Genomic DNA, 18545 nt, shown 5'->3' on the forward strand with positions numbered 1-18545 from the left:
CCGGAAGGGAAAATAGTATCCAATACCGCTTCCCTGGTAAGGGAAGCGGTGTGGTAACTATTATATTGAAAACCCAATTAGCTTAGTGAATTAAGCTACCTGTGCTTCGCGTTTAAATTCTTTTTCGAGAACTTTCGCCTTGTAAGCCTGCTGAATGGTCTTACCGAGAGATTGGGCGAATGGTTTGGAGAACTGCTGACCGTCGAGGGAATCCCAACCTACGATTTCAGCAGCTGTACCGCAATAGAACACGGCTTCGGCTTGTTTCAGCTCTTCAATCGTGAAGAACTTCTCTACCAGGGGAATACCCAGTTCGGCGCAAATTTCGATCACAGTGGCGCGGGTAATACCTGGCAGGATGTTTCCCGGGGCCGGGGTATAAATGGTACCGTCTTTTTCGAAGAACAGGTTTGCACCCGGGCCTTCTGCAACATTACCATTGATATCCAGCAGCAGGGCCTCATCATAGCCTTCTGCCTTAGCTTCCTGAGAAGCCAGGATGGAGTTTACGTACAAACCAGCCGATTTAGACTCGATTTTGAACGCTTTCGGGTTCGGACGCTGGTAAGATGAAGTTTTTACGCGGAGCAGTTTCTCGCCCAGGTAAGCACCCCATTCCCATGCACAGATCATTACATGCGCTTCTTCAGCCGCCTTTAATGTCATGTTTGGCGGACAGAATACCAACGGACGGATGTAAGCTTCTTCAAGGCCGTTCAGTTCCAGCACTTTGTAGCAGGCATCTACCAGTTCTTTGTTGGTCCACTTGTAAGGAATGTGGATCAGCTCACAGCTGCGGCGGAAACGGTCGAAATGTTCCTCTACCTTAAAAATCTTCACTTCTCCGCTCTCCGTTTTGTAGGCGCGTAAACCTTCGAATACGGCATAACCGTAGTGGAGAGACTGACCGTACAGGTCCATTTTTGCTTCCGACGCTTTTAAATACTCGCCGTTGAAGTACAGAATCGTGTTCTCGTTGTAATAGCTATACATAGAAATTGGAATTTGTCAAAAAAAAACGCCTTCCTCTTTGCGGAGGAAGGCGTTCTATATCTTTAGTCATTATTACGCGCGCTGTTATCCTCCATGCTGCTGGTGGCTAATAATGACAACGACGATCACGACCAATGTGATAGCCCAGTTGAGCTTTGGTACGATGTGATTCATTTTGTTATTGTCTTTATTTACCCACATGGGAGATTATCGTTCTTTTTTTGTGAACACTACAAATGTATTGGGCTTCATCAGAAAAAACAATACAATGCCCAATATTTTGAAATATATCAACCAAAGCTGTGTTTTTTGATAAAAACGAAATAAAACTGGTATTCTTTGGTGTTTTTTAAAGAAGTATGGGAATCCGATAGGGAATATTTAATTGTTAACCGTACGCTTTTAGGGCATTTTCCAACTATCCGCATAAAAAACCGGCTCCGTGTACACGGAGCCGGCCAGTATTTCTTGTTTATTGATGCTAATTAAGACAACGGTCTATTACCTGCTGTAACTCCTTTTCCTTTGCCACCAGTGCCTCCAACAGGGTAAGCTGGTTTTGGGCCCGGTTAAAGTTATGCCCGGCGTATTTAATCGGGTAATACACATCTCCATTGAGGTAATCCGTTAAAAAGCGGATGCCCTGCATATAGATCATGAACTTACCGGCATAAAAAAGGTGTTCCTTTTCGGTTTGGGTAAGCGTACTGCCTACTTCCGACAGATACCCTTTCATCAGCGCTTCGTAGTAGTCGTTGCGCACGGTAATGCGGCTAAAATCCTGCTCCTCCTCGGAAACCGGGCATACATAAGTGCGCACCATATCGCCCAGGTCGGAAATGAGCTTGCCGGGCATCAAAGTGTCCAGGTCGCATACACAGAGGCCTTCGAAACTGCCTTTTTTCAGCAATACGTTATTGATCTTCGTATCGTGGTGCATCAGGCGGTCGCCGAAATCGGGATCGGTTTTGAGTTTTTCGAAGGTAACGGCGATATCAGAAAACCGCAGGAACGCTTCTATCAGCGCTTCCGAAAACCGTTTTCTTTCTTCAGGCGCTGTACGAATTGCATCCTGGAAGGCACTGTAGCGGAGCGTCAGGTTGTGAAAGTCGGGGATGGTGGCACGGAACTGACGCATGTCGATCCCGGCCAGCAAACGGGCCATCTTTCCAAACTCCTTCGCTGCTTCGTAAGCCTGCTTCGGATTATCGGCCTGGTCTACGCTCATCGATCCTTCTATGAAGGGAATAAGGCGCCAGTATTCATCTTCAAAAAAGAACAACTCCTCTCCTTCCACCGTTCTAACGGGTGTAATAAAGAGGTATTCGGGCGAATGTGTGGCCAGGTAATCGGCCGCCAGCCGTTGGTTTTTGGCAATTACCCAGGGTTCTTTAAACACATTCGTGTTGATCTTCTGCAGAACATATTTACTACCGTCTTTTCCAGATAACAGGAAAGTACTATTGATGTGGCCCGATCCGAACCGTTGCATCTCATAGTCGGCAGCATTAAGCCCAAAGGCCTTTACGATCACAATATTTACCATTCTATTAAGTGGTTCTTACTTCCAGAGATTGTCAGGATATTCCCCTGCGTTAACGAGTGCTGTAAGGGACGCCTGTACACCAGGAGCGTCTTCCTTATAAGTTACGCCGAACCACTGTGCGCTGGTCGGGATCACATTTACCACGCCGTTACCGCTGCCGATAAACTGGTCAACCACCAAAGGAATGAAGAACTCAGATTTCGCTTCGTTCCTGTGTTTTTCCAGGAAGTTCGCGAACAGCTTTTCGCTGAGCGGGAACACAGAAGGATGGAAAGCGAAGAAGTTCATGGAAACACTTGTATCTGGCGTCAGTTCATGTTTAGTACCGTCGGCATCCTCAAATTGTATTTTACCATCTTCCAATGCTATTTTAGTACGCTCGGTAATAGAAGCGAGATTGCTGTTAGCATCCACCTGGCAAACACCACGAGATACTGAACCGTGTTCGCTCACTGTTTTACCCAGCTGGTAGCCGATAAGGGCGTAGGTGCTGGCGTTTACATCGCCTTTCAGGAAAGCGGCGGCTTTCTCGAATGCATCACGACCATAAAAGTCATCGGCATTGATTACAGCAAAAGGCTCATTAATAGCATCTTTCGCGCAAAGCACGGCGTGTGCGGTACCCCAGGGTTTAGTCCTGTCGGCAGGTACATCAAAGCCCTGCATGTAGGCACCCATTTCCTGGAAAACATAAGCTGTTTCTACCTTTCCGTTCAGCTTAGGTTCAAATATCTCTTTAAATTCTTCTGCAAACTCCTTACGTATAATGAATACGATTTTGCCAAAACCCGCACGAATAGCGTCATAGATAGAATAATCTACGATCGTTTCTCCGCTGGGGCCAAACTTCTGGATTTGCTTCAAACTGCCGTAACGGCTTGCCATTCCGGCAGCAAGGATTAATAACGTAGGTTGCATTTGTTGATATTAGTTTATATTTTTCACGCTTATCTTTGAATATCGGGGGCTAAATTTAATCATAAAAGTATTTCGATCTATATTCTTTTTCCAGGAAGACATTATTTTAAATAACCATAACATAACAGATGAACAAATTAATTGTGACCGGAGCCATACTGTTGCAGCTGGTACAGCCCGTATTGGCGCAACAAAAAACAGACCCCCAGGAGATTAATGAGAAAATGCAGTGGTTTGCCGATGCCAAACTGGGAATATTTATCCATTGGGGCATTTACGCGGTGAACGGGATCGACGAATCATGGTCGTTCCATAACAGGAAAATCAGTCACGCCGACTATATGAAGCAACTGAAAGGCTTTACCGCAAAGAACTACGACCCGCAGGCCTGGGCCGATCTTATTAAAGAATCGGGCGCACGGTACGCGGTAATTACTACCAAACACCACGACGGCGTAGCCTTATGGGATACAAAGTTCGGCAAACTGGACGTAGCCAAGGCTACACCCGCCAAACGCGACCTGTTAACGCCTTTCTTTGCCGCCATCCGTAAAAACGGTATTAAAGCAGGTGCGTATTACTCACTGCTCGACTGGACTAACAACAATTACCCCGGCTTCTTAAAAGACAGCAGCCGTTACGATATCAAGAAAGACCCTGCCCGCTGGCAGAACTTCCTGGACTTCAACAATGGCCAGATGACGGAAATCGCTACCCGCTTTAACCCGGACCTGTGGTGGTTTGATGGCGACTGGGAACGCAGTGCCGATGAGTGGAAAGCGACAGATGTTAGGAAAATGCTTTTATCGCATAACCCTAAAACCATTATCAACGGTCGCCTTACGGGTTATGGAGATTATGATACACCGGAACAAAACTTCCCGGTAGTAAGGCCCAATTTTCATTGGTGGGAGCTGTGCATGACCATCAACAATAACTGGGGTTATCAGCCGCAGGATACCAATTGGAAAACGCCGTACGAAGTGATTACTATCTTTGCCGACGCGATCAGCAATGGCGGAAATATGCTGCTGGACATTGGCCCGAAAGAAGACGGTACCATTCCGCCGCAACAGGTGAATGTATTGAAAGAACTGGGTAAGTGGAACAAGAAACACGAAGCAGCCATCTTTAGTACGATCGGCGGCCTGCCACAGGGCCACTTTTACGGACCTACCACCATGTCAAAAGACTCATCTGCTATATATCTTTTCCTCGCCGGCAAAGTAAGCGGGCAGGTAATGATCAAGGGACTGGATAACAAGATCCAAAGTATTAAAGTAGTAGGCAACGGAACCAGCCTTACGCATAAAATAGTAGGTAAAATATCCTGGAGCCCCGTGCCAGGACTGGTATACATACCGGTGCCCGAAAATGTGCAGGATGAATACATGACCGTACTCGAAGTAAAACTGGACAAGGCCGCTAAACTTTATCGCGGTAAAGGCGGACTGAATTGATAAACGGCGAACAACATTTTTTTAATCCACTCATGTATAATTAAACACAGCAATTGATCTATGAAGAAGCTACTCTTATCGTTGATGGTGTTGTTTGGCATGCAAACCTATGCGCAAACGTCAACAGCCCCCAACATTATTCCCGCTCCGCAGTCGATGGAGGTAAAACCGGGAAGTTTTGTATTAACCGCTAAAAGCGCCATTGGTTTTAGCGTTACCGCCAGCAAAGCAGGCGGCCTTTTTAATGAGTTTTTGCAAACCAATTACGGGTTTAAACTACCCTATGCAAAAGTTGTATCCAGCGTAAATTTTATTGAGGACGCCACCTTGCCTGCCGAAGGATATGAACTTACCGTAACCAGCAAAAGCATCACCCTAAAGGGAAATGGCGCCGGTTTATATTATGGTATTCAAACACTGCAACAGCTTGTGCCGCTCACAAAAGGCACATCACTGAGTATTCCGAACGTCGTAATCAAAGACGCGCCACGCTTCGCTTACCGCGGACTGATGCTCGACTGCGGACGTCACTTCTTCCCGGCATCTTACGTTAAAAAGTACATCGACGTAATGGCACAGTACAAATTGAACCGGTTACACTGGCACCTTACAGAAGATCAGGGCTGGCGTATAGAGATCAAGAAGTACCCACGCCTGCAGGAAGTTGCGTCTAAACGCGACGAAACAGTAATTGGTCATGCCGGCCGCAGTAAAGAATACGACGGCAAGCCTTACGGCGGTTACTATACACAGGAAGAAATAAAAGATATCGTGAAGTATGCCGAAGCGCGTTACATCACCATCATTCCCGAAATAGAAATGCCCGGCCACGCACAGGCTGCACTGGCAGCATACCCTTACCTGGGTTGCACCGGCGGTCCGTACAAAGTAGGCACTACATTCGGTGTGATGAACGAAGTGTATTGTGCAGGCAACGATTCTGTTTTTGCTTTCCAGGAAGGCGTGCTGGACGAGGTACTGGCACTGTTCCCGAGCAAGTACATCCACATTGGTGGCGACGAATGTCCTAAAGACCGTTGGAAAACCTGTCCTAAATGCCAGGCGCGTATTAAAGCGCTGGGGCTAAAAGACGAACATGAATTACAGAGCTACTTCATTGGCCGCGTAGAAAAATACCTGAACAGCAAAGGCCGCAACATTATAGGATGGGATGAAATACTGGAAGGCGGTTTAGCCCCTAACGCCACCGTAATGAGCTGGAGAGGCGAAGCAGGTGGTATTGCAGCGGCCAAACAAAAGCACGATGTGATCATGACACCCAATACTTACCTGTACCTCGATTATTTACAGGGTATTCCGGCAACAGAGCCAATGGGCATTGGCGGGTACCTTCCATTAAAAACAACGTATGGCTACGAACCTTATTCTCCCAACCTGACAGCAGAAGAACACAAGTACATCATAGGTGTACAGGGCAACGTTTGGACGGAGTATATACAAACACCGGAAAAGGCCGACTACATGACCTATCCGCGTGGACTCGCATTGGCAGAGATCACCTGGTCGCCCGCCGGCAAAAAGAACTACGAATCGTTCCTGAACAGGCTGCCGGACGAACTGGCCCGTATGGACAGGCAAGGTGTTGCGTTCCGCATTCCGGAACCCGAGGGACTCGAAAACAGTGTAACATCTACCGTACAAACTACCGCTACGCTTAAACCTTCGGTAACAGGCGCTAAAATCTATTACACCCTGGACGGTAGCGAACCTACCACCTCCAGCGCTGTATACACCGCCCCGGTAACTATTGCTTTAGGCGCTATCGACAACAAAGTGCTGAAGTGCATCGTAGTAACACCGGCTGGCCGCAAAAGCGCCGTTTACAGCGCCACTTACCTGCGTAAAGACTACAAGGCTGCCGAGAACGTGAACCCTTCTAAAAAGGGCGTTAATTTCGAGTTTACCAATAGTCGTGTACGCAGGGCTGCCGACCTGGGTAAAACCAAGGCCGATAGCACCGGTGTGATGGCTGGCTTCGACATCCGCAGCTTCAGCAAAAAAGACATTTATGGCATTACCTACACCGGTTGGTTTAATGCAGAAACCGACGGCCTGTACGAGTTCAGAACCAACTCCGACGACGGCTCGCTGCTGTACATCGGCGATGAGCTGTTAGTAGCTAACGACGGCGAGCATGCACCACAGGAAAAAACAGGACTGGCACCCTTGAAAAAAGGCTTCCACAAAATAAAAGTACAGTACTTTAATGCGGGGGGCGGTCAAACCCTGAGCGTACAAGCCGGCATTAAAGGCAAACAAAGTATTAACTTGCGCAGTGTGCTGTATACGGCGCAGTAGCAAGATGATATTGAATTTCGACACCAGCAACATATTACAATCCTTTTCAGCAACATGGCTGCCTGCTACCATACAGGCGGCCATGTTACGTTTAGACCGTATCCATCCTGAGATACAGGGGAATAAATGGTTTAAACTGAAGTATAACCTGCAGGCCGCGGAGCAGGCCGGCAAAAAACGTATACTCACGTTCGGAGGCGCGTATTCCAATCACCTGGCTGCCGTGGCCGTGGCCTGTAAACTAATGCAGTGGCCCTGCACAGCTATTATCCGGGGCGAAAGGCCGCCGGTGCTGAGCTATACACTGAAAAAGGCCGGGGAGATAGGCATGGAGTTGCAGTTCATCAGCCGTGAATATTACAGTAACAAAGAGCAACGCGATTGGGAAGCGATGTTCCCGGAACATTATATCATTCCCGAAGGTGGCCACAACGCCCTGGGGGCAAAGGGTTGTGAAGAGATATTGTCGCTCGCCCCTACTGCCTCTTTCAGCCATATTTTATGTGCGGTGGGTACCGGTACTACTTTGGCCGGACTTATTAATGCGGCTAAGCCAGGACAGCAGGTTTGGGGGATTAGTGCGTTAAAAGGCGCATTGTCATTGCAAACAGAAGTAGCCGGACTGCTAAACGCCGGCGCTACAAGCAATTGGCAGTTACTGCACCACTTCCACGAGGGTGGATATGGGAAAATAACCCCGGCGGTTATCAGTTTCATGAACAGCTTTTTCACGGAAACGGGCATACCGCTGGACGGTGTGTACACAGGCAAAATGATGTTGGCATTGAAAAAACTCGTGGAGCAAGGGCTTATTACTGAGGGCGATAGCGTGTTATGTATCCACTCAGGCGGGCTGCAGGGCAATCTTTCATTATCCGAAGGCGTTCTATGCTATTAAAAAGGGTTCATTATATTTGAGTACTTATGTATTTTTGCCAACTTATTGATTGAATGGTTTTAATTGTATGAAGCAGATTGTCAGATTACTATTCGCTGCGGGAATCCTAATTTTATTGAACACTACAGCAAAGGCACAGTTAGTGAACCCGCCGGTATTGCCTAATTTCCAGGCGCTTATAAAAACCGGCAAAATTCAGCTGGACTTCATTTCAGGCTTCCGTGGCGTGTCGTCGATAGGCGTACAGCGCTCACTGGACAGTGTGCTGAATTTCAATACCATTGGCTACATTGCCGACGCTAATGCGATGCGGGCCACCTACGTGGATAATAAGCCCCTGCCTGGTAAAAACTTTTACCGACTGCTTATAACCTTTACCAGCGGCCGTTTTATGTACACTAAAACCTTTATGGCCTTAGAGGACAGCACCATCAATGCCAATACAAAACTCTCCGCCAGCGATATCAGGGAAATGACTTCCAAAAACCCGCCGGGCGAGAAAAAAGATAAAGAAGTTGTGATTCCATGGAAGCCATCGAACTATGTATACACCACCGCCGACGGTAATATCAACATCAAACTCCCGGAAGCGCCTAAAAAGAAATACAGCGTTAAGTTCTTCGAAGCCAACGGTGCGCCGCTTTTTGAAATAGACCAGGTAATGGAGCCATTCCTGATTATCGAAAAAGCCATTTTCCTGCATGCAGGCTGGTTCAATTTCGAGATACATGAAGAGGGTAAGGTGCTGGAAAAATGGAACTTCTACATACCGCTTAATTACAAATCTTAATAAAGCAGAGCCGGGTGATGAACCCGACTTTTTCTATGCTATTAAGCCCCCGTTGCGTCGCACACTTCAGCAGCAGGAAGGGGGCTGAACAATCATATACGTTTATTTGAAGTCCCGGGACTGGCATTTCCTAACGCCCGGAAACAACAGTGGGAATAGGCATCTCCGAAATTTTAGCCGCTGAAAGCCTTGCTTGGAGGCACCCAGGCCCTTTGCCTGCCCTTAAACTGCCCTTTCCCTGCCCTTTCCCTGGTATAAAAAGCGTTCAACCGGCCGCCTCCCCCAAATGGCGAAGCCTGGAGAATTAACCTACGGTACTTCTACCATATATGTTTGATAATCATAAGAATAGTATCTACGTCCCTGGGCAATCCTGTACCCAGCCTCAAGCCCGGCGTGGGTTTTTATTACCTTCCCGGGGGGTAGGTACAGAACCACTGGTGACCCCAGCTACGCTGCAACCACCCGGTTAAGGCGAATGAAAAAACGTGTTTAGAAAGCTGACCAGTAGTATTACTGTCGCTGAAGTGTGCGACGCAACGGTGGATGAGGAGAGAGAGGAAGATGGTTACCCCATATCTTCCCAAATCATATCGGCACCAAATACTTCCCCGAAGTGGCGGCTAAGACGGGCTTTCACTTCGGCCTCATCTACCGGACGGCCCAGTTCCTTATCGAGGGAGGCCACCTGTTTATCGGCGATGCCGCAGGCGACGATGTTGCCGAAATAGCCAAGATCGGTGTTAACATTGAGGGCAAAGCCGTGCATGGTTACCCAGCGGCTGCAACGGATGCCCATAGCGCAGATCTTACGGGCTTTAGCCGGATTGCCGGGTTCGAGCCAAACGCCTGTTTCGCCGGGCGAACGGCCGGCGGTAATACCGTATTCGGCCAGGGTGCGGATAATCACCTCCTCGAGGTAACGCAGGTATTTGCCGATATCGGTAAAAAAATATTCGAGATCAATAACCGGGTAACCGACGATCTGGCCGGGGCCATGAAAGGTAATATCGCCGCCACGGTTGGTGTAAACGAAGTTGATGCCCTTTTCCTGCAATTGCTCGTTGCTGATGAGCAGGTTTTCGAGATGCCCGCTTTTGCCGAGGGTGTATACAGGTGGATGCTCGCAGAAAAGCAGGTGGTTAGTGGTCACTTCACCGGTAACAGCCTCGGGGTGGTTACGCTTATCGGCCTTAATGCGCACATTGTGCTGCAATAACGATTCCTGGTAGTTCCAGGCCGTGTCATAAGCTATGTTCCCGAGATCCTTAACCCTTACCTGTGTCATAAACCCTGCTTCATTTGAGGCGTCAAAATTAACTAATAATCCGCAAACACCGGCCGGGCCGCCACAATTACGTACCTTTGCAAAAATTTTCATACATGACCGACGAAATGCTGGAGCTGGAAGACGAACTGGAAAGCGGGGAAGGCAGCGAGGAGATATACGAGCGTATCAATATGGTGGTAGACAGAGGCCAGGAACCGATCCGCATCGATAAATTCCTGCTCACCCGTATACAGAACGCTACCCGCAACAAGGTTCAGCAGGCCATTGAAGACGGAATGGTATCGGTGAACGATAAACCGATCAAATCCAATTACAAAATCCGTCCGCTGGACAAGATCATCGTACTTTCCAACAGGAACCCGGAAAGTACGGAGACGCTGCCCGAAGAGATGCCGCTGAACATCGTTTACGAGGATGAGGACATCATGATCATCAATAAACCCGCGGGTTTGGTGGTGCATCCTGGTTGTGGCAACTATACCGGCACCCTGGTGAACGGCCTGGCTTATTACCTGAACGAAGATAAAACCACCCCCATACCGGACATCCCCCGGTTTGGACTGGTACACCGTATCGATAAAAATACCAGTGGACTGCTGGCCATCGCCAAAACCGATAAGGCCATGAACGACCTGGCCAAACAGTTTGCCGCGCATACCGTGCAACGCCGCTATATAGCTCTGGCATGGGGCGATTTTGATGAGGACGAGGGTACTGTTGAAGCCCACGTTGGCCGCCACCAGCGCTTTCGTAAGATCATGACCGCGTATCCCGATGGAGAATATGGCAAAGAGGCCATTACACACTACAAAGTACTGGAACGTTATAACTACGTAACCCTCATCGAATGCAGGCTGGAAACCGGCCGTACGCACCAGATAAGGGTGCATATGCAGCATATTGGTCACTCCCTGTTCAACGACGACTCCTACGGCGGCAACCGGATTGTAAAAGGAACGGTGTTCGCTAAGTATAAACAGTTCATCGACAACTGTTTTGAGGTGATGCCGCGCCACGCACTGCACGCCCGTACGCTTGGGTTTATACACCCGCGTACCCGCCAGCCTGTGCATTTTGAAAGCGAGATGCCCGAAGACTTCAAAGCTGTGCTTGAAAAGTGGCGGCGTTATTCGACCGCCCGCAGTTAAAATATTATCCCGCCGGTGCCTCCGGCGGGATAAATCTTTCCCCCTATACATACACTAATTTATCCCCTTCACCGTTTAATAGCGAGCTCCCCCATTAGCATAACAACTGTATCTATTAATTATTTTATAGAAAACATTCTACATATCAATAATTCTGCTAATTTAGAGCCACCATACTTGTTGATGAAAAGCCTTTTGAAATACCAGCTATGCCTACTCATACTGCTGCTTACGTACGCAGCGGGACGCTCCGCCCCCCGTACAGCTGCTACCAGGGTACTTCTTACGAACTTTATTTACAGCTCTACCTGTCTTAATGATTCGATCTCGTTCAGGATTACCGACGACATTGATGAAATTGACTCTGTGAAATGGAACTTTGGCGATCCGGCTTCGCTGGGGCTCGACTCTACCAACAGGGAACAGGGGGCAGGACATGTATACAGAGCCGGCGGTACCTATACAGTAACGCTTCGTGCTTATCGCGCGGGGGTAGAAGATATTACTACACAAACCATCACGATCGTACAAAAGAAGATCGTGAACATGCCGCCGGATATTACGCTTTGCGACAGCACTGCGTTCGCTATCAATGTAATAGTAGATCCATCTACACCATTAACCGGGATGGAAGTTATTACCTGGCAGGATACGATACCCGGCACGCTTAGCTTCAACGTAACAGAAATGGGCACTTACAGGATCAAATTCGATGGCTGTCAGCCAGACGATTCGACCAACGTATTCTATTCCCCCGTACCCGATTTTGACCTGGGAGCCGACTTAAACCTTTGCACCGACGAAATAATTACACTGGACGCTACCGCGCAAAACGCCGACTACTTATGGAGTAACGGTGAAACCACACCTACCATTACCGTGATGAACAACATGAGCGGCACCTACATGGTGGAAGCCACTGTTACTGGTTGCGGTGTATACAGAGATACGATAACGGTTAACTTCAGCGGTATGCCACAACCATTTTCACTCGGTCCCGACACCCTGTTATGCGCCGGTGAAACCATCAGGCTGATTGCCAATGTGCCCAGTGCTACAGGAGCAGTAAGATGGAGTAATGGCGTAAGGAACATCAATTACATAGACGTAAGCACGCGCAACAACTACTGGGCGCTGGTTACCACCAATACAGCCCTCGGCACCTGCGATGTGATCGATACGATTGCCGTGAACTATAATCCCCTTCGTGATGTAAACCTGGGTAACGATACCACGGTTTGCCGGGGAGAAGAACTGGTACTCACGGCCAACTACGGCACCGGCAGTTACCTCTGGCAGGACGGATCGAAGCAGGCCACTTTCTACGTAGATTCGCCCGGCTACTATTATGTACGTGCCCAGATCGGCCGCTGTGTTTCCACCGATACCATTCGTGTGAACTACGACGATACGCTGCGCGTGAATCTTGGTCCGGATACATTGATTTGCCGCCTCGACAGGTTTATCTTATACCCTAATGGTGCCGGCACAAATTACAAGTGGCAGGACAGTAGTACGGTAGCCTCCTTTACCGTAACAGCACCCGGCATTTACGCTATAGTGGCCGACAATACCTGTAACCGCTCCACCGATTCGGTAGAAGTAAATATGCAGCAATGCGACTGTACCGTCTTTTTCCCGACGGGTTTTAGTCCGAACAACGACGGTACAAACGACCACTTCCGGCCCGTATACCGATGCCTGGCACAGGATTACAAACTATGGATATACAATCGCTGGGGAGAGCTGATGTTTTACACCACCGATCCAACCGTATCATGGACAGGCTCCTTAAACGGGAAACCCTGTACTACGGGAACTTATGTATGGATAGCTGATTATAAGGACAGTACGACCGGCAAGCAGTACAACCAGCGTGGTACGGTTACGCTTATACGATAACGATGTAAACTTCTGCATAAATAAACGCTCTGCCGGACGGTGGGGCGTTTTTGATTTTGTGACAGGGGATGCGAAGGTTTGCGAGGCACAAAAAAGGGGCGGTGTATACACCGCCCCTTCCAATATCTTCCTCATTACTGCTACTGCTTAAAATCGTAAAAACGAGCCGTAAAATCAGCCGTTTCCCGCTTCTTCAGCGGAACATCCCAGGTACCGTTGTAAGTGATCAGCGAGGGTACTAAAAGGTCGCCCGTCTTCGTCATCTGCACTTTCATCCTTACATTAAAATCGAACACCACCGTTTTATAGGACAATGAATAATTACGACCCACGATCTCCCAGGTTTCTTTATTAAAGAACGTTACCAGTTCATTGATCACGATTTCCGAACGGTCTACCTTATTCAGATTATCACGCGGGATAGCCGAAAACACGTAACAATCCGTACCATTAAATTGCTGGGAAGTGATGGAGAAAGTATACAGCTTCATTACATCGGGCGTAAAAATCGCTACCTTATTTCCTACGATAGGCACACCGGATATAGGTTTCCCTGGATTAAAGATCAGCTGTTTCAGTTGTGATTTATGCTTTTCCATACTGCCCCTGCCTTTTTCAGTATCCTGGCCATTATCGCATATTTTACCGGTAGTAAAAAAGAGGTTGGCATATAATTCGGCAGTGTAGTAGTTGTAATTCTTCTTCGCCGTGTAAAAGTCACCCGTAGTTTTCTCGTCGATCACCTCCATATGCCGGCAAACACCTTCTACTATCTGGCGGGTATGGCTTTTAAGGGAGGCTTTTACTTCTTTCTTTTTAGAGAAAACCTGTATGTCGTTATCGGCTGTAAAGCTTACCTGGCGCAGGTGTTTAAAAGCCATATAAAATGTCGTATCCTCTTCTACCCTTTTAATAAATCCATTTACATCAAAACCAAATCGTTTTGCTTTTACCACTACTTCGTCGAGGTTCACCGTCATGCCTTTATAGCGCGCAGTGTCCTGGGCAAAACATGGCAGGCTACAGTATAATAATAACAGGGAGAAAAGAATTTTTCGCATCGGGCAAATTTAAGAAATTACACGGACCTTCAGGGACCGCCCCTTATATCTTCAAATTCCAGGCCAGTGGCAGGAATACGGCTACAGGCAATACAGTAGCGGGCGTTGGCCAATGCTAACGAAGAAGTGCAAACGTTTAAAAGAAATGTTAAAAATCAGGAACCAGCTACTTTGCCGGCTACAAACATCTGAGTGAGCGTGGGGGTTGGGCTGCCGCCTTTCTTCTCAAGGGTAACAGCAAACATTTTTGCTTCCCCTGAAACAGCTTTCATTTTCTGGAGGGTTTTAGACAACTCTCCCATTTCGAACACACCGGCATCTACAGGTTTGCCATCGATAATGGCCCAAAGCTGGTACTGTTGGTCGGCCTGTGGTTCGGGCAGGTTATTGATGGTAATCATCACTTCCTGCGAAGTTTCGTTCCAGAACACCGTAGCCAGTCTTTCAGGATGCTGTTTGGACACGTCGCCCATTTTCACCATCCTGGTGGTGGGGTTCTTGATCATCGCGAGCGTGCGCTCGGACTCCTGGAATTTAGCCTGGTAAATTTCGTTCTGTGCAACTACACCGCGATTCTCTTCGAGCAACGCAACGTACTTGCCTTTATATTCTTCGTAACGATTTAAGTAGATCACATTAAATGCAGCACTGGCCAGGAAAAGCACGATGGCCGCGGCGGTACCTATCTGCCAGTAACGCAGTGTGCGTACAGGAGTACCTTCAGTTTCCGGCGTTTCGTCATAAATGTAACGTGGTTTATCATCCACTGCATCTACCGACTCAATACTGGAATTTCCATCATCCTCAATAATGCGGAATATCCGGCTCCTCACATCTGCGGGAACAGGCTTTGCATGCGCAGTAGCAACAATTTCCAGGTACGCTTCCATATCAAGCTGGCAGGCTTCTACCGCAGCTTTTACTTCCGGGAACTGGGCCATTGCAGCGTACAACTCCTTAACATCCTGTTCGGATGCGGAGCCTGCTACGTAGCTCTCAATTATACCAGATGATATGTAACGTTGAACGTCCACTTTGCTTACTGTTGTTTTAATATATTTCTTAACTGAATAATAGCATTACGCATTCTAGTTTTCACAGTACCCAACGGGATGTCAAGCACCTTGGCAATTTCTTCCTGGGTGCATCCTTTAAAGTAGGCCAGATCTATAATTACTCGTTGCTCCTTGTTAAGCCTCTCCAATACTTTAACAAGGCCAAGATGATCCACTGACGGGTTTACTGTTAATTGACTCGTATGTGAATATACGTCGTTGCTTATGTCCTGGATTTTCTGATCTAACTTATATGCTTTGGAACGTAATGCGTCTATCGCAGTATTGCGCGCTATGTTTAACATCCAGGTGAACAGACGTCCCTTTTCCGCATCATACTTTTCGATGCTGCGCCATATTTTCAAAAATACTTCCTGGAGAATGTCGCTGGCTATAGTTTCCTCATTAATGACTTTAAGGACCACTCCATGTAATGCGGGAGCATAGTGATCATATAGATAACCGAATATCTGCTGGTCGCGTGCCCTAAGGCCAGCTACCAGTTCAGCTTCTGTATATGTTAGAGCGGATCCCAATTAAAAAGTCTATAATTTAGCGTTACTAAAATAAAGAAAAAAATTACAATATGAAATATTATTTTCTTTATTTCGGGAAAGTCATCTTATAATCCACCCTTATTTTACCTTTGGAAATGTCGTCCAGCTTGCTTTTCAGCATCCTTTTCTTCAATGGCTTCAGGTGGTCGATAAATAATTTACCGTCGATATGGTCGTATTCATGGAAAATAACCCTGGCGGTAATACCGGTAAAGGTTTCCTCGTGGGGCTGGAATTGCTCGTCCACATAACGGATGCGTACAGTTTCAGGACGATATACGTCTTCCCTGATTTTCGGGATGCTCAGGCAACCTTCGTTGTAAGCCCAGTCATCACCATCAGTATCAACGATATGGGCGTTAATAAATACCTGTTTAACACCCTTTTCGCCGGCGTACTCCTTTTTTTCATCTTCCTCCATATTCTCAAATATCTGCTCGCTGTCGATCACAAACAAACGGATAGCCCTGTTGATCTGAGGGGCTGCCAAACCAACACCGCTTGAACCGTACATTGTTTCCCACATGTTCGCAATGAGTTTTTCCAAATCCGGGTATTCCGGTGTAATGTCTTTGGCTACTTCTCTGAGTACCGGGTGGCCGTATGCTACTATAGGTAATATCATTATAAAAAGATGTTCTGCTTCAATTTAAATGGCAAAAGTAATTTTTTTAAGGGAATATTTTTAAAACCCGCCTCCCTGCGAGCGCAGGTACTCCTGTAATATAATGGTAGCACTAATTTCATCTACCAGGCCCTTATTCTGCCTGTCCTTTTTCTTTAACCCGCTGTCGATCATGGTTTGAAAAGCCATTTTAGAGGTAAAACGCTCGTCCAGTTTCTTCAGGGGCATATCGGGAAAGTGCTTTTTGAGGATACGGATACACTCCACCACGAGGGCTGTGCCATGCGTGGCGGTGCCATCGAGGTTCTTGGGCTCTCCTATCAGTATAAGTGATACCTCTTCGGCCTGGAAATACTTTTTAAGGTAAGGTATCAGTTCGTGCGAAGGCACTGTGATCAAACCGCTGGCAATAATCTGTAAAGGGTCGGTTACCGCCAGCCCTGTGCGCTTTTTACCGTAATCTATCGCCAATATCCTCGGCATATTTCTTTCTTTTAAGGTGGATGGGTTACCAGCCGATAATGAGCATATCGGCAATGGCAAATACGCCGAATACCACGCTGGCAATACCGTTGGTGGTCATAAATGCGATATTCACTTTACTGAGGTCGTTAGGTTTAACCAGTGTATGTTGTGTAACCAGCATTCCTGTAAACACCGCTGCGCCAATCCAGTACAACCAGTGGAAATTACCCAGTATACCGATCGTAATCACCAGCGCACCTGCTATTACATGCAATACTTCTGAAAAACGCAGCGCTCCGGCTTTACCCAGCCAGGCTGGAATAGAATGCAGCTGCTGCGAACGGTCAAAGTCTTCATCCTGCAACGAATAAATAATATCGAAACCCGATACCCAGCACAACACCAGGCACGACAGCAATACGGGCAATACCGCAAAATGACCGGTAACCGCCAGGAAGGCGCCAACGGGAGCCAGCGAAAGGCCCAACCCCAGTACCAGGTGACAAAGTGATGTGAAACGTTTGGTATAACTGTAGCCCAGCACCACGATCAGCGCTACCGGGGAAAGGAAAAAGCATATTTTGTTGATGAACCAGGTGGTAGCCATAAACAACACCACGTTCACAATTACGAATATCAGCGCTTTGTTGGCTGAAATAATACCGGCCGGGATTTCACGTTTCGCCGTGCGGGGATTACGTTTATCTATCTCCACATCCAGCCAGCGATTAAAGGCCATGGCGGCGCTGCGGGCAAATACCATACACATGATCACCAGCAAAAACACCCACCAGTTCAGAGAACTCGCCTCCGTGGTAGTAGCCAGGAAGAAGCCGATCATAGCGAAAGGCATGGCAAAAATGGTGTGACTGAATTTAACCAGTGAGAGATAATTATTGACTGTTGTTGTAGCAGGCATCATCTAATGTTTTTTAAATCAGGGGGTTATATCACAGGATGAAAATTCAGGCTTGCTGTGCCTTAAGTTTGCAGAATATGTCCCAGATCACTATACCGGTGCTAACAGAAATATTAAGCGAATGTTTCATGCCCGATTGCGGTATTTCGATGCAACCGTCCGCTATCTTCATTACTTCCGCATCTACCCCACTTACTTCGTTACCAAAAACGAGCGCCAGCGGCTTTTCACGCCCCGGCTGAAAATTATCGAGCATATGGCTGCCCGCCGCCTGTTCGATGGTGAAAATATCGTAGCCATTCTCCTTTAATTCGGTAACGGCCTCCATGGTCGTGGGAAAATACTGCCACTCTACAGTTTCAGTAGCACCAAGCGCTGTTTTCTGAATATCGCGGTGTGGCGGAACAGGTGTATAACCACAAAGTACAATCCCCTGCACCAGGAAGGCATCGGCGGTGCGAAACACCGAACCCACGTTGTGCATGCTCCTCACGTTATCCAGCACCAGCACTACGGGCGTTTTGTCGGCCGCTTTAAACTCAGCCACCGTTTTACGTCCTAATTCATCCATACTTAATTTTCGCATACCTGCAAAGAT

The 18545-nt window shown here is 47.6% G+C and carries 17 protein-coding genes; 6 read left to right on the top strand and 11 right to left on the bottom strand.

Going from position 1 to position 18545, the window contains the following annotated elements; all coding sequences use genetic code 11:
- Positions 1–90 precede the first annotated feature (90 nt).
- The 3 genes from QZT80_RS04330 to QZT80_RS04340 all read right to left on the bottom strand — a co-directional run bounded on the left by QZT80_RS04330 (position 91) and on the right by QZT80_RS04340 (position 3457).
- A complete protein-coding gene (locus tag QZT80_RS04330; RefSeq protein ID WP_295118182.1) occupies positions 91–993 on the bottom strand; it encodes a branched-chain amino acid transaminase in 903 nt (300 codons plus the stop codon).
- Positions 994–1474: 481 nt separating this feature from the next.
- Positions 1475–2539, bottom strand: coding sequence for an aminoglycoside phosphotransferase family protein (locus QZT80_RS04335; protein WP_295118185.1), 1065 nt, complete (start codon positions 2537–2539; stop codon positions 1475–1477).
- Positions 2540–2554: 15 nt separating this feature from the next.
- Complete coding sequence (locus QZT80_RS04340; RefSeq protein ID WP_295118188.1) at positions 2555–3457, bottom strand: sugar phosphate nucleotidyltransferase; 903 nt, start codon at positions 3455–3457, stop codon at positions 2555–2557.
- 128 nt (positions 3458–3585) lie between these two features.
- On the opposite strand from QZT80_RS04340, the gene QZT80_RS04345 reads away from it, so the two are divergent.
- From QZT80_RS04345 to QZT80_RS04360, 4 genes are all read left to right on the top strand, one after another.
- Complete coding sequence (locus QZT80_RS04345) at positions 3586–4917, top strand: alpha-L-fucosidase (RefSeq protein WP_295118191.1); 1332 nt, start codon at positions 3586–3588, stop codon at positions 4915–4917.
- A gap of 60 nt (positions 4918–4977) precedes the next feature.
- Positions 4978–7236, top strand: a complete 2259-nt coding sequence (locus tag QZT80_RS04350) for a family 20 glycosylhydrolase (protein ID WP_295118194.1) — start codon at positions 4978–4980, stop codon at positions 7234–7236.
- A gap of 4 nt (positions 7237–7240) precedes the next feature.
- Positions 7241–8134: a 1-aminocyclopropane-1-carboxylate deaminase/D-cysteine desulfhydrase gene (locus tag QZT80_RS04355; RefSeq protein ID WP_295118197.1), complete on the top strand. Its 894-nt coding sequence runs from the start codon at positions 7241–7243 to the stop codon at positions 8132–8134.
- 115 nt (positions 8135–8249) lie between these two features.
- Positions 8250–8924: a hypothetical protein gene (locus QZT80_RS04360; protein WP_295118199.1), complete on the top strand. Its 675-nt coding sequence runs from the start codon at positions 8250–8252 to the stop codon at positions 8922–8924.
- 568 nt (positions 8925–9492) lie between these two features.
- Here the strand turns inward: QZT80_RS04360 and lipB are convergent.
- Complete coding sequence (gene lipB, locus QZT80_RS04365; protein WP_295118202.1) at positions 9493–10212, bottom strand: lipoyl(octanoyl) transferase LipB; 720 nt, start codon at positions 10210–10212, stop codon at positions 9493–9495.
- A 95-nt stretch (positions 10213–10307) separates the two neighbouring features.
- Here lipB and QZT80_RS04370 point away from each other — a divergent pair, with 95 nt between their 5' ends.
- Entirely contained in the window at positions 10308–11363 is a 1056-nt protein-coding gene (locus QZT80_RS04370) for an RluA family pseudouridine synthase (RefSeq protein ID WP_295118204.1), read from the top strand.
- Positions 11364–11546: 183 nt separating this feature from the next.
- Positions 11547–13265, top strand: coding sequence for a gliding motility-associated C-terminal domain-containing protein (locus tag QZT80_RS04375; RefSeq protein WP_295118207.1), 1719 nt, complete (start codon positions 11547–11549; stop codon positions 13263–13265).
- A 140-nt stretch (positions 13266–13405) separates the two neighbouring features.
- On the opposite strand, the gene QZT80_RS04380 is transcribed toward QZT80_RS04375, so the two are convergent.
- The 7 genes from QZT80_RS04380 to QZT80_RS04410 all read right to left on the bottom strand — a co-directional run bounded on the left by QZT80_RS04380 (position 13406) and on the right by QZT80_RS04410 (position 18533).
- A complete protein-coding gene (locus tag QZT80_RS04380) occupies positions 13406–14326 on the bottom strand; it encodes a hypothetical protein (RefSeq protein ID WP_295118210.1) in 921 nt (306 codons plus the stop codon).
- A 155-nt stretch (positions 14327–14481) separates the two neighbouring features.
- On the bottom strand, positions 14482–15360 hold the full coding sequence (locus tag QZT80_RS04385) for an anti-sigma factor (RefSeq protein WP_295118212.1): 879 nt from the start codon (positions 15358–15360) through the stop codon (positions 14482–14484).
- A gap of 5 nt (positions 15361–15365) precedes the next feature.
- Positions 15366–15917 (bottom strand): sigma-70 family RNA polymerase sigma factor, encoded by a 552-nt coding sequence (locus QZT80_RS04390; protein WP_295118215.1) that lies wholly within the window; start codon positions 15915–15917, stop codon positions 15366–15368.
- A 67-nt stretch (positions 15918–15984) separates the two neighbouring features.
- Positions 15985–16563 (bottom strand): peptide deformylase, encoded by a 579-nt coding sequence (gene def / locus QZT80_RS04395; RefSeq protein ID WP_295118218.1) that lies wholly within the window; start codon positions 16561–16563, stop codon positions 15985–15987.
- 60 nt (positions 16564–16623) lie between these two features.
- On the bottom strand, positions 16624–17046 hold the full coding sequence (gene ruvX / locus QZT80_RS04400; RefSeq protein ID WP_295118221.1) for a Holliday junction resolvase RuvX: 423 nt from the start codon (positions 17044–17046) through the stop codon (positions 16624–16626).
- 25 nt (positions 17047–17071) lie between these two features.
- Positions 17072–17950 carry a UbiA-like polyprenyltransferase gene (locus QZT80_RS04405; protein WP_295118224.1) on the bottom strand — a complete coding sequence of 293 codons (879 nt, stop codon included), beginning with the start codon at positions 17948–17950 and terminating at the stop codon, positions 17072–17074.
- Positions 17951–17993: 43 nt separating this feature from the next.
- Positions 17994–18533 (bottom strand): RNA methyltransferase, encoded by a 540-nt coding sequence (locus QZT80_RS04410; protein ID WP_367112852.1) that lies wholly within the window; start codon positions 18531–18533, stop codon positions 17994–17996.
- Positions 18534–18545: the final 12 nt, after the last annotated feature.

This window comes from uncultured Chitinophaga sp. (assembly GCF_902168175.1).
GTDB lineage: Bacteria > Bacteroidota > Bacteroidia > Chitinophagales > Chitinophagaceae > Chitinophaga.

Coding starts and splice junctions, on each gene's coding strand:
- QZT80_RS04330 (WP_295118182.1), bottom strand. CDS start 993: ATGTATAGCTATTACAACGAGAACACGATTCTGTACTTCAACGGCGAG.
- lipB (WP_295118202.1), bottom strand. CDS start 10,212: ATGACACAGGTAAGGGTTAAGGATCTCGGGAACATAGCTTATGACACG.
- def (WP_295118218.1), bottom strand. CDS start 16,563: ATGATATTACCTATAGTAGCATACGGCCACCCGGTACTCAGAGAAGTA.
- QZT80_RS04335 (WP_295118185.1), bottom strand. CDS start 2,539: ATGGTAAATATTGTGATCGTAAAGGCCTTTGGGCTTAATGCTGCCGAC.
- QZT80_RS04345 (WP_295118191.1), top strand. CDS start 3,586: ATGAACAAATTAATTGTGACCGGAGCCATACTGTTGCAGCTGGTACAG.
- QZT80_RS04340 (WP_295118188.1), bottom strand. CDS start 3,457: ATGCAACCTACGTTATTAATCCTTGCTGCCGGAATGGCAAGCCGTTAC.
- QZT80_RS04410 (WP_367112852.1), bottom strand. CDS start 18,533: ATGCGAAAATTAAGTATGGATGAATTAGGACGTAAAACGGTGGCTGAG.
- QZT80_RS04370 (WP_295118204.1), top strand. CDS start 10,308: ATGACCGACGAAATGCTGGAGCTGGAAGACGAACTGGAAAGCGGGGAA.
- QZT80_RS04405 (WP_295118224.1), bottom strand. CDS start 17,950: ATGATGCCTGCTACAACAACAGTCAATAATTATCTCTCACTGGTTAAA.
- QZT80_RS04375 (WP_295118207.1), top strand. CDS start 11,547: ATGAAAAGCCTTTTGAAATACCAGCTATGCCTACTCATACTGCTGCTT.
- ruvX (WP_295118221.1), bottom strand. CDS start 17,046: ATGCCGAGGATATTGGCGATAGATTACGGTAAAAAGCGCACAGGGCTG.
- QZT80_RS04355 (WP_295118197.1), top strand. CDS start 7,241: ATGATATTGAATTTCGACACCAGCAACATATTACAATCCTTTTCAGCA.
- QZT80_RS04350 (WP_295118194.1), top strand. CDS start 4,978: ATGAAGAAGCTACTCTTATCGTTGATGGTGTTGTTTGGCATGCAAACC.
- QZT80_RS04380 (WP_295118210.1), bottom strand. CDS start 14,326: ATGCGAAAAATTCTTTTCTCCCTGTTATTATTATACTGTAGCCTGCCA.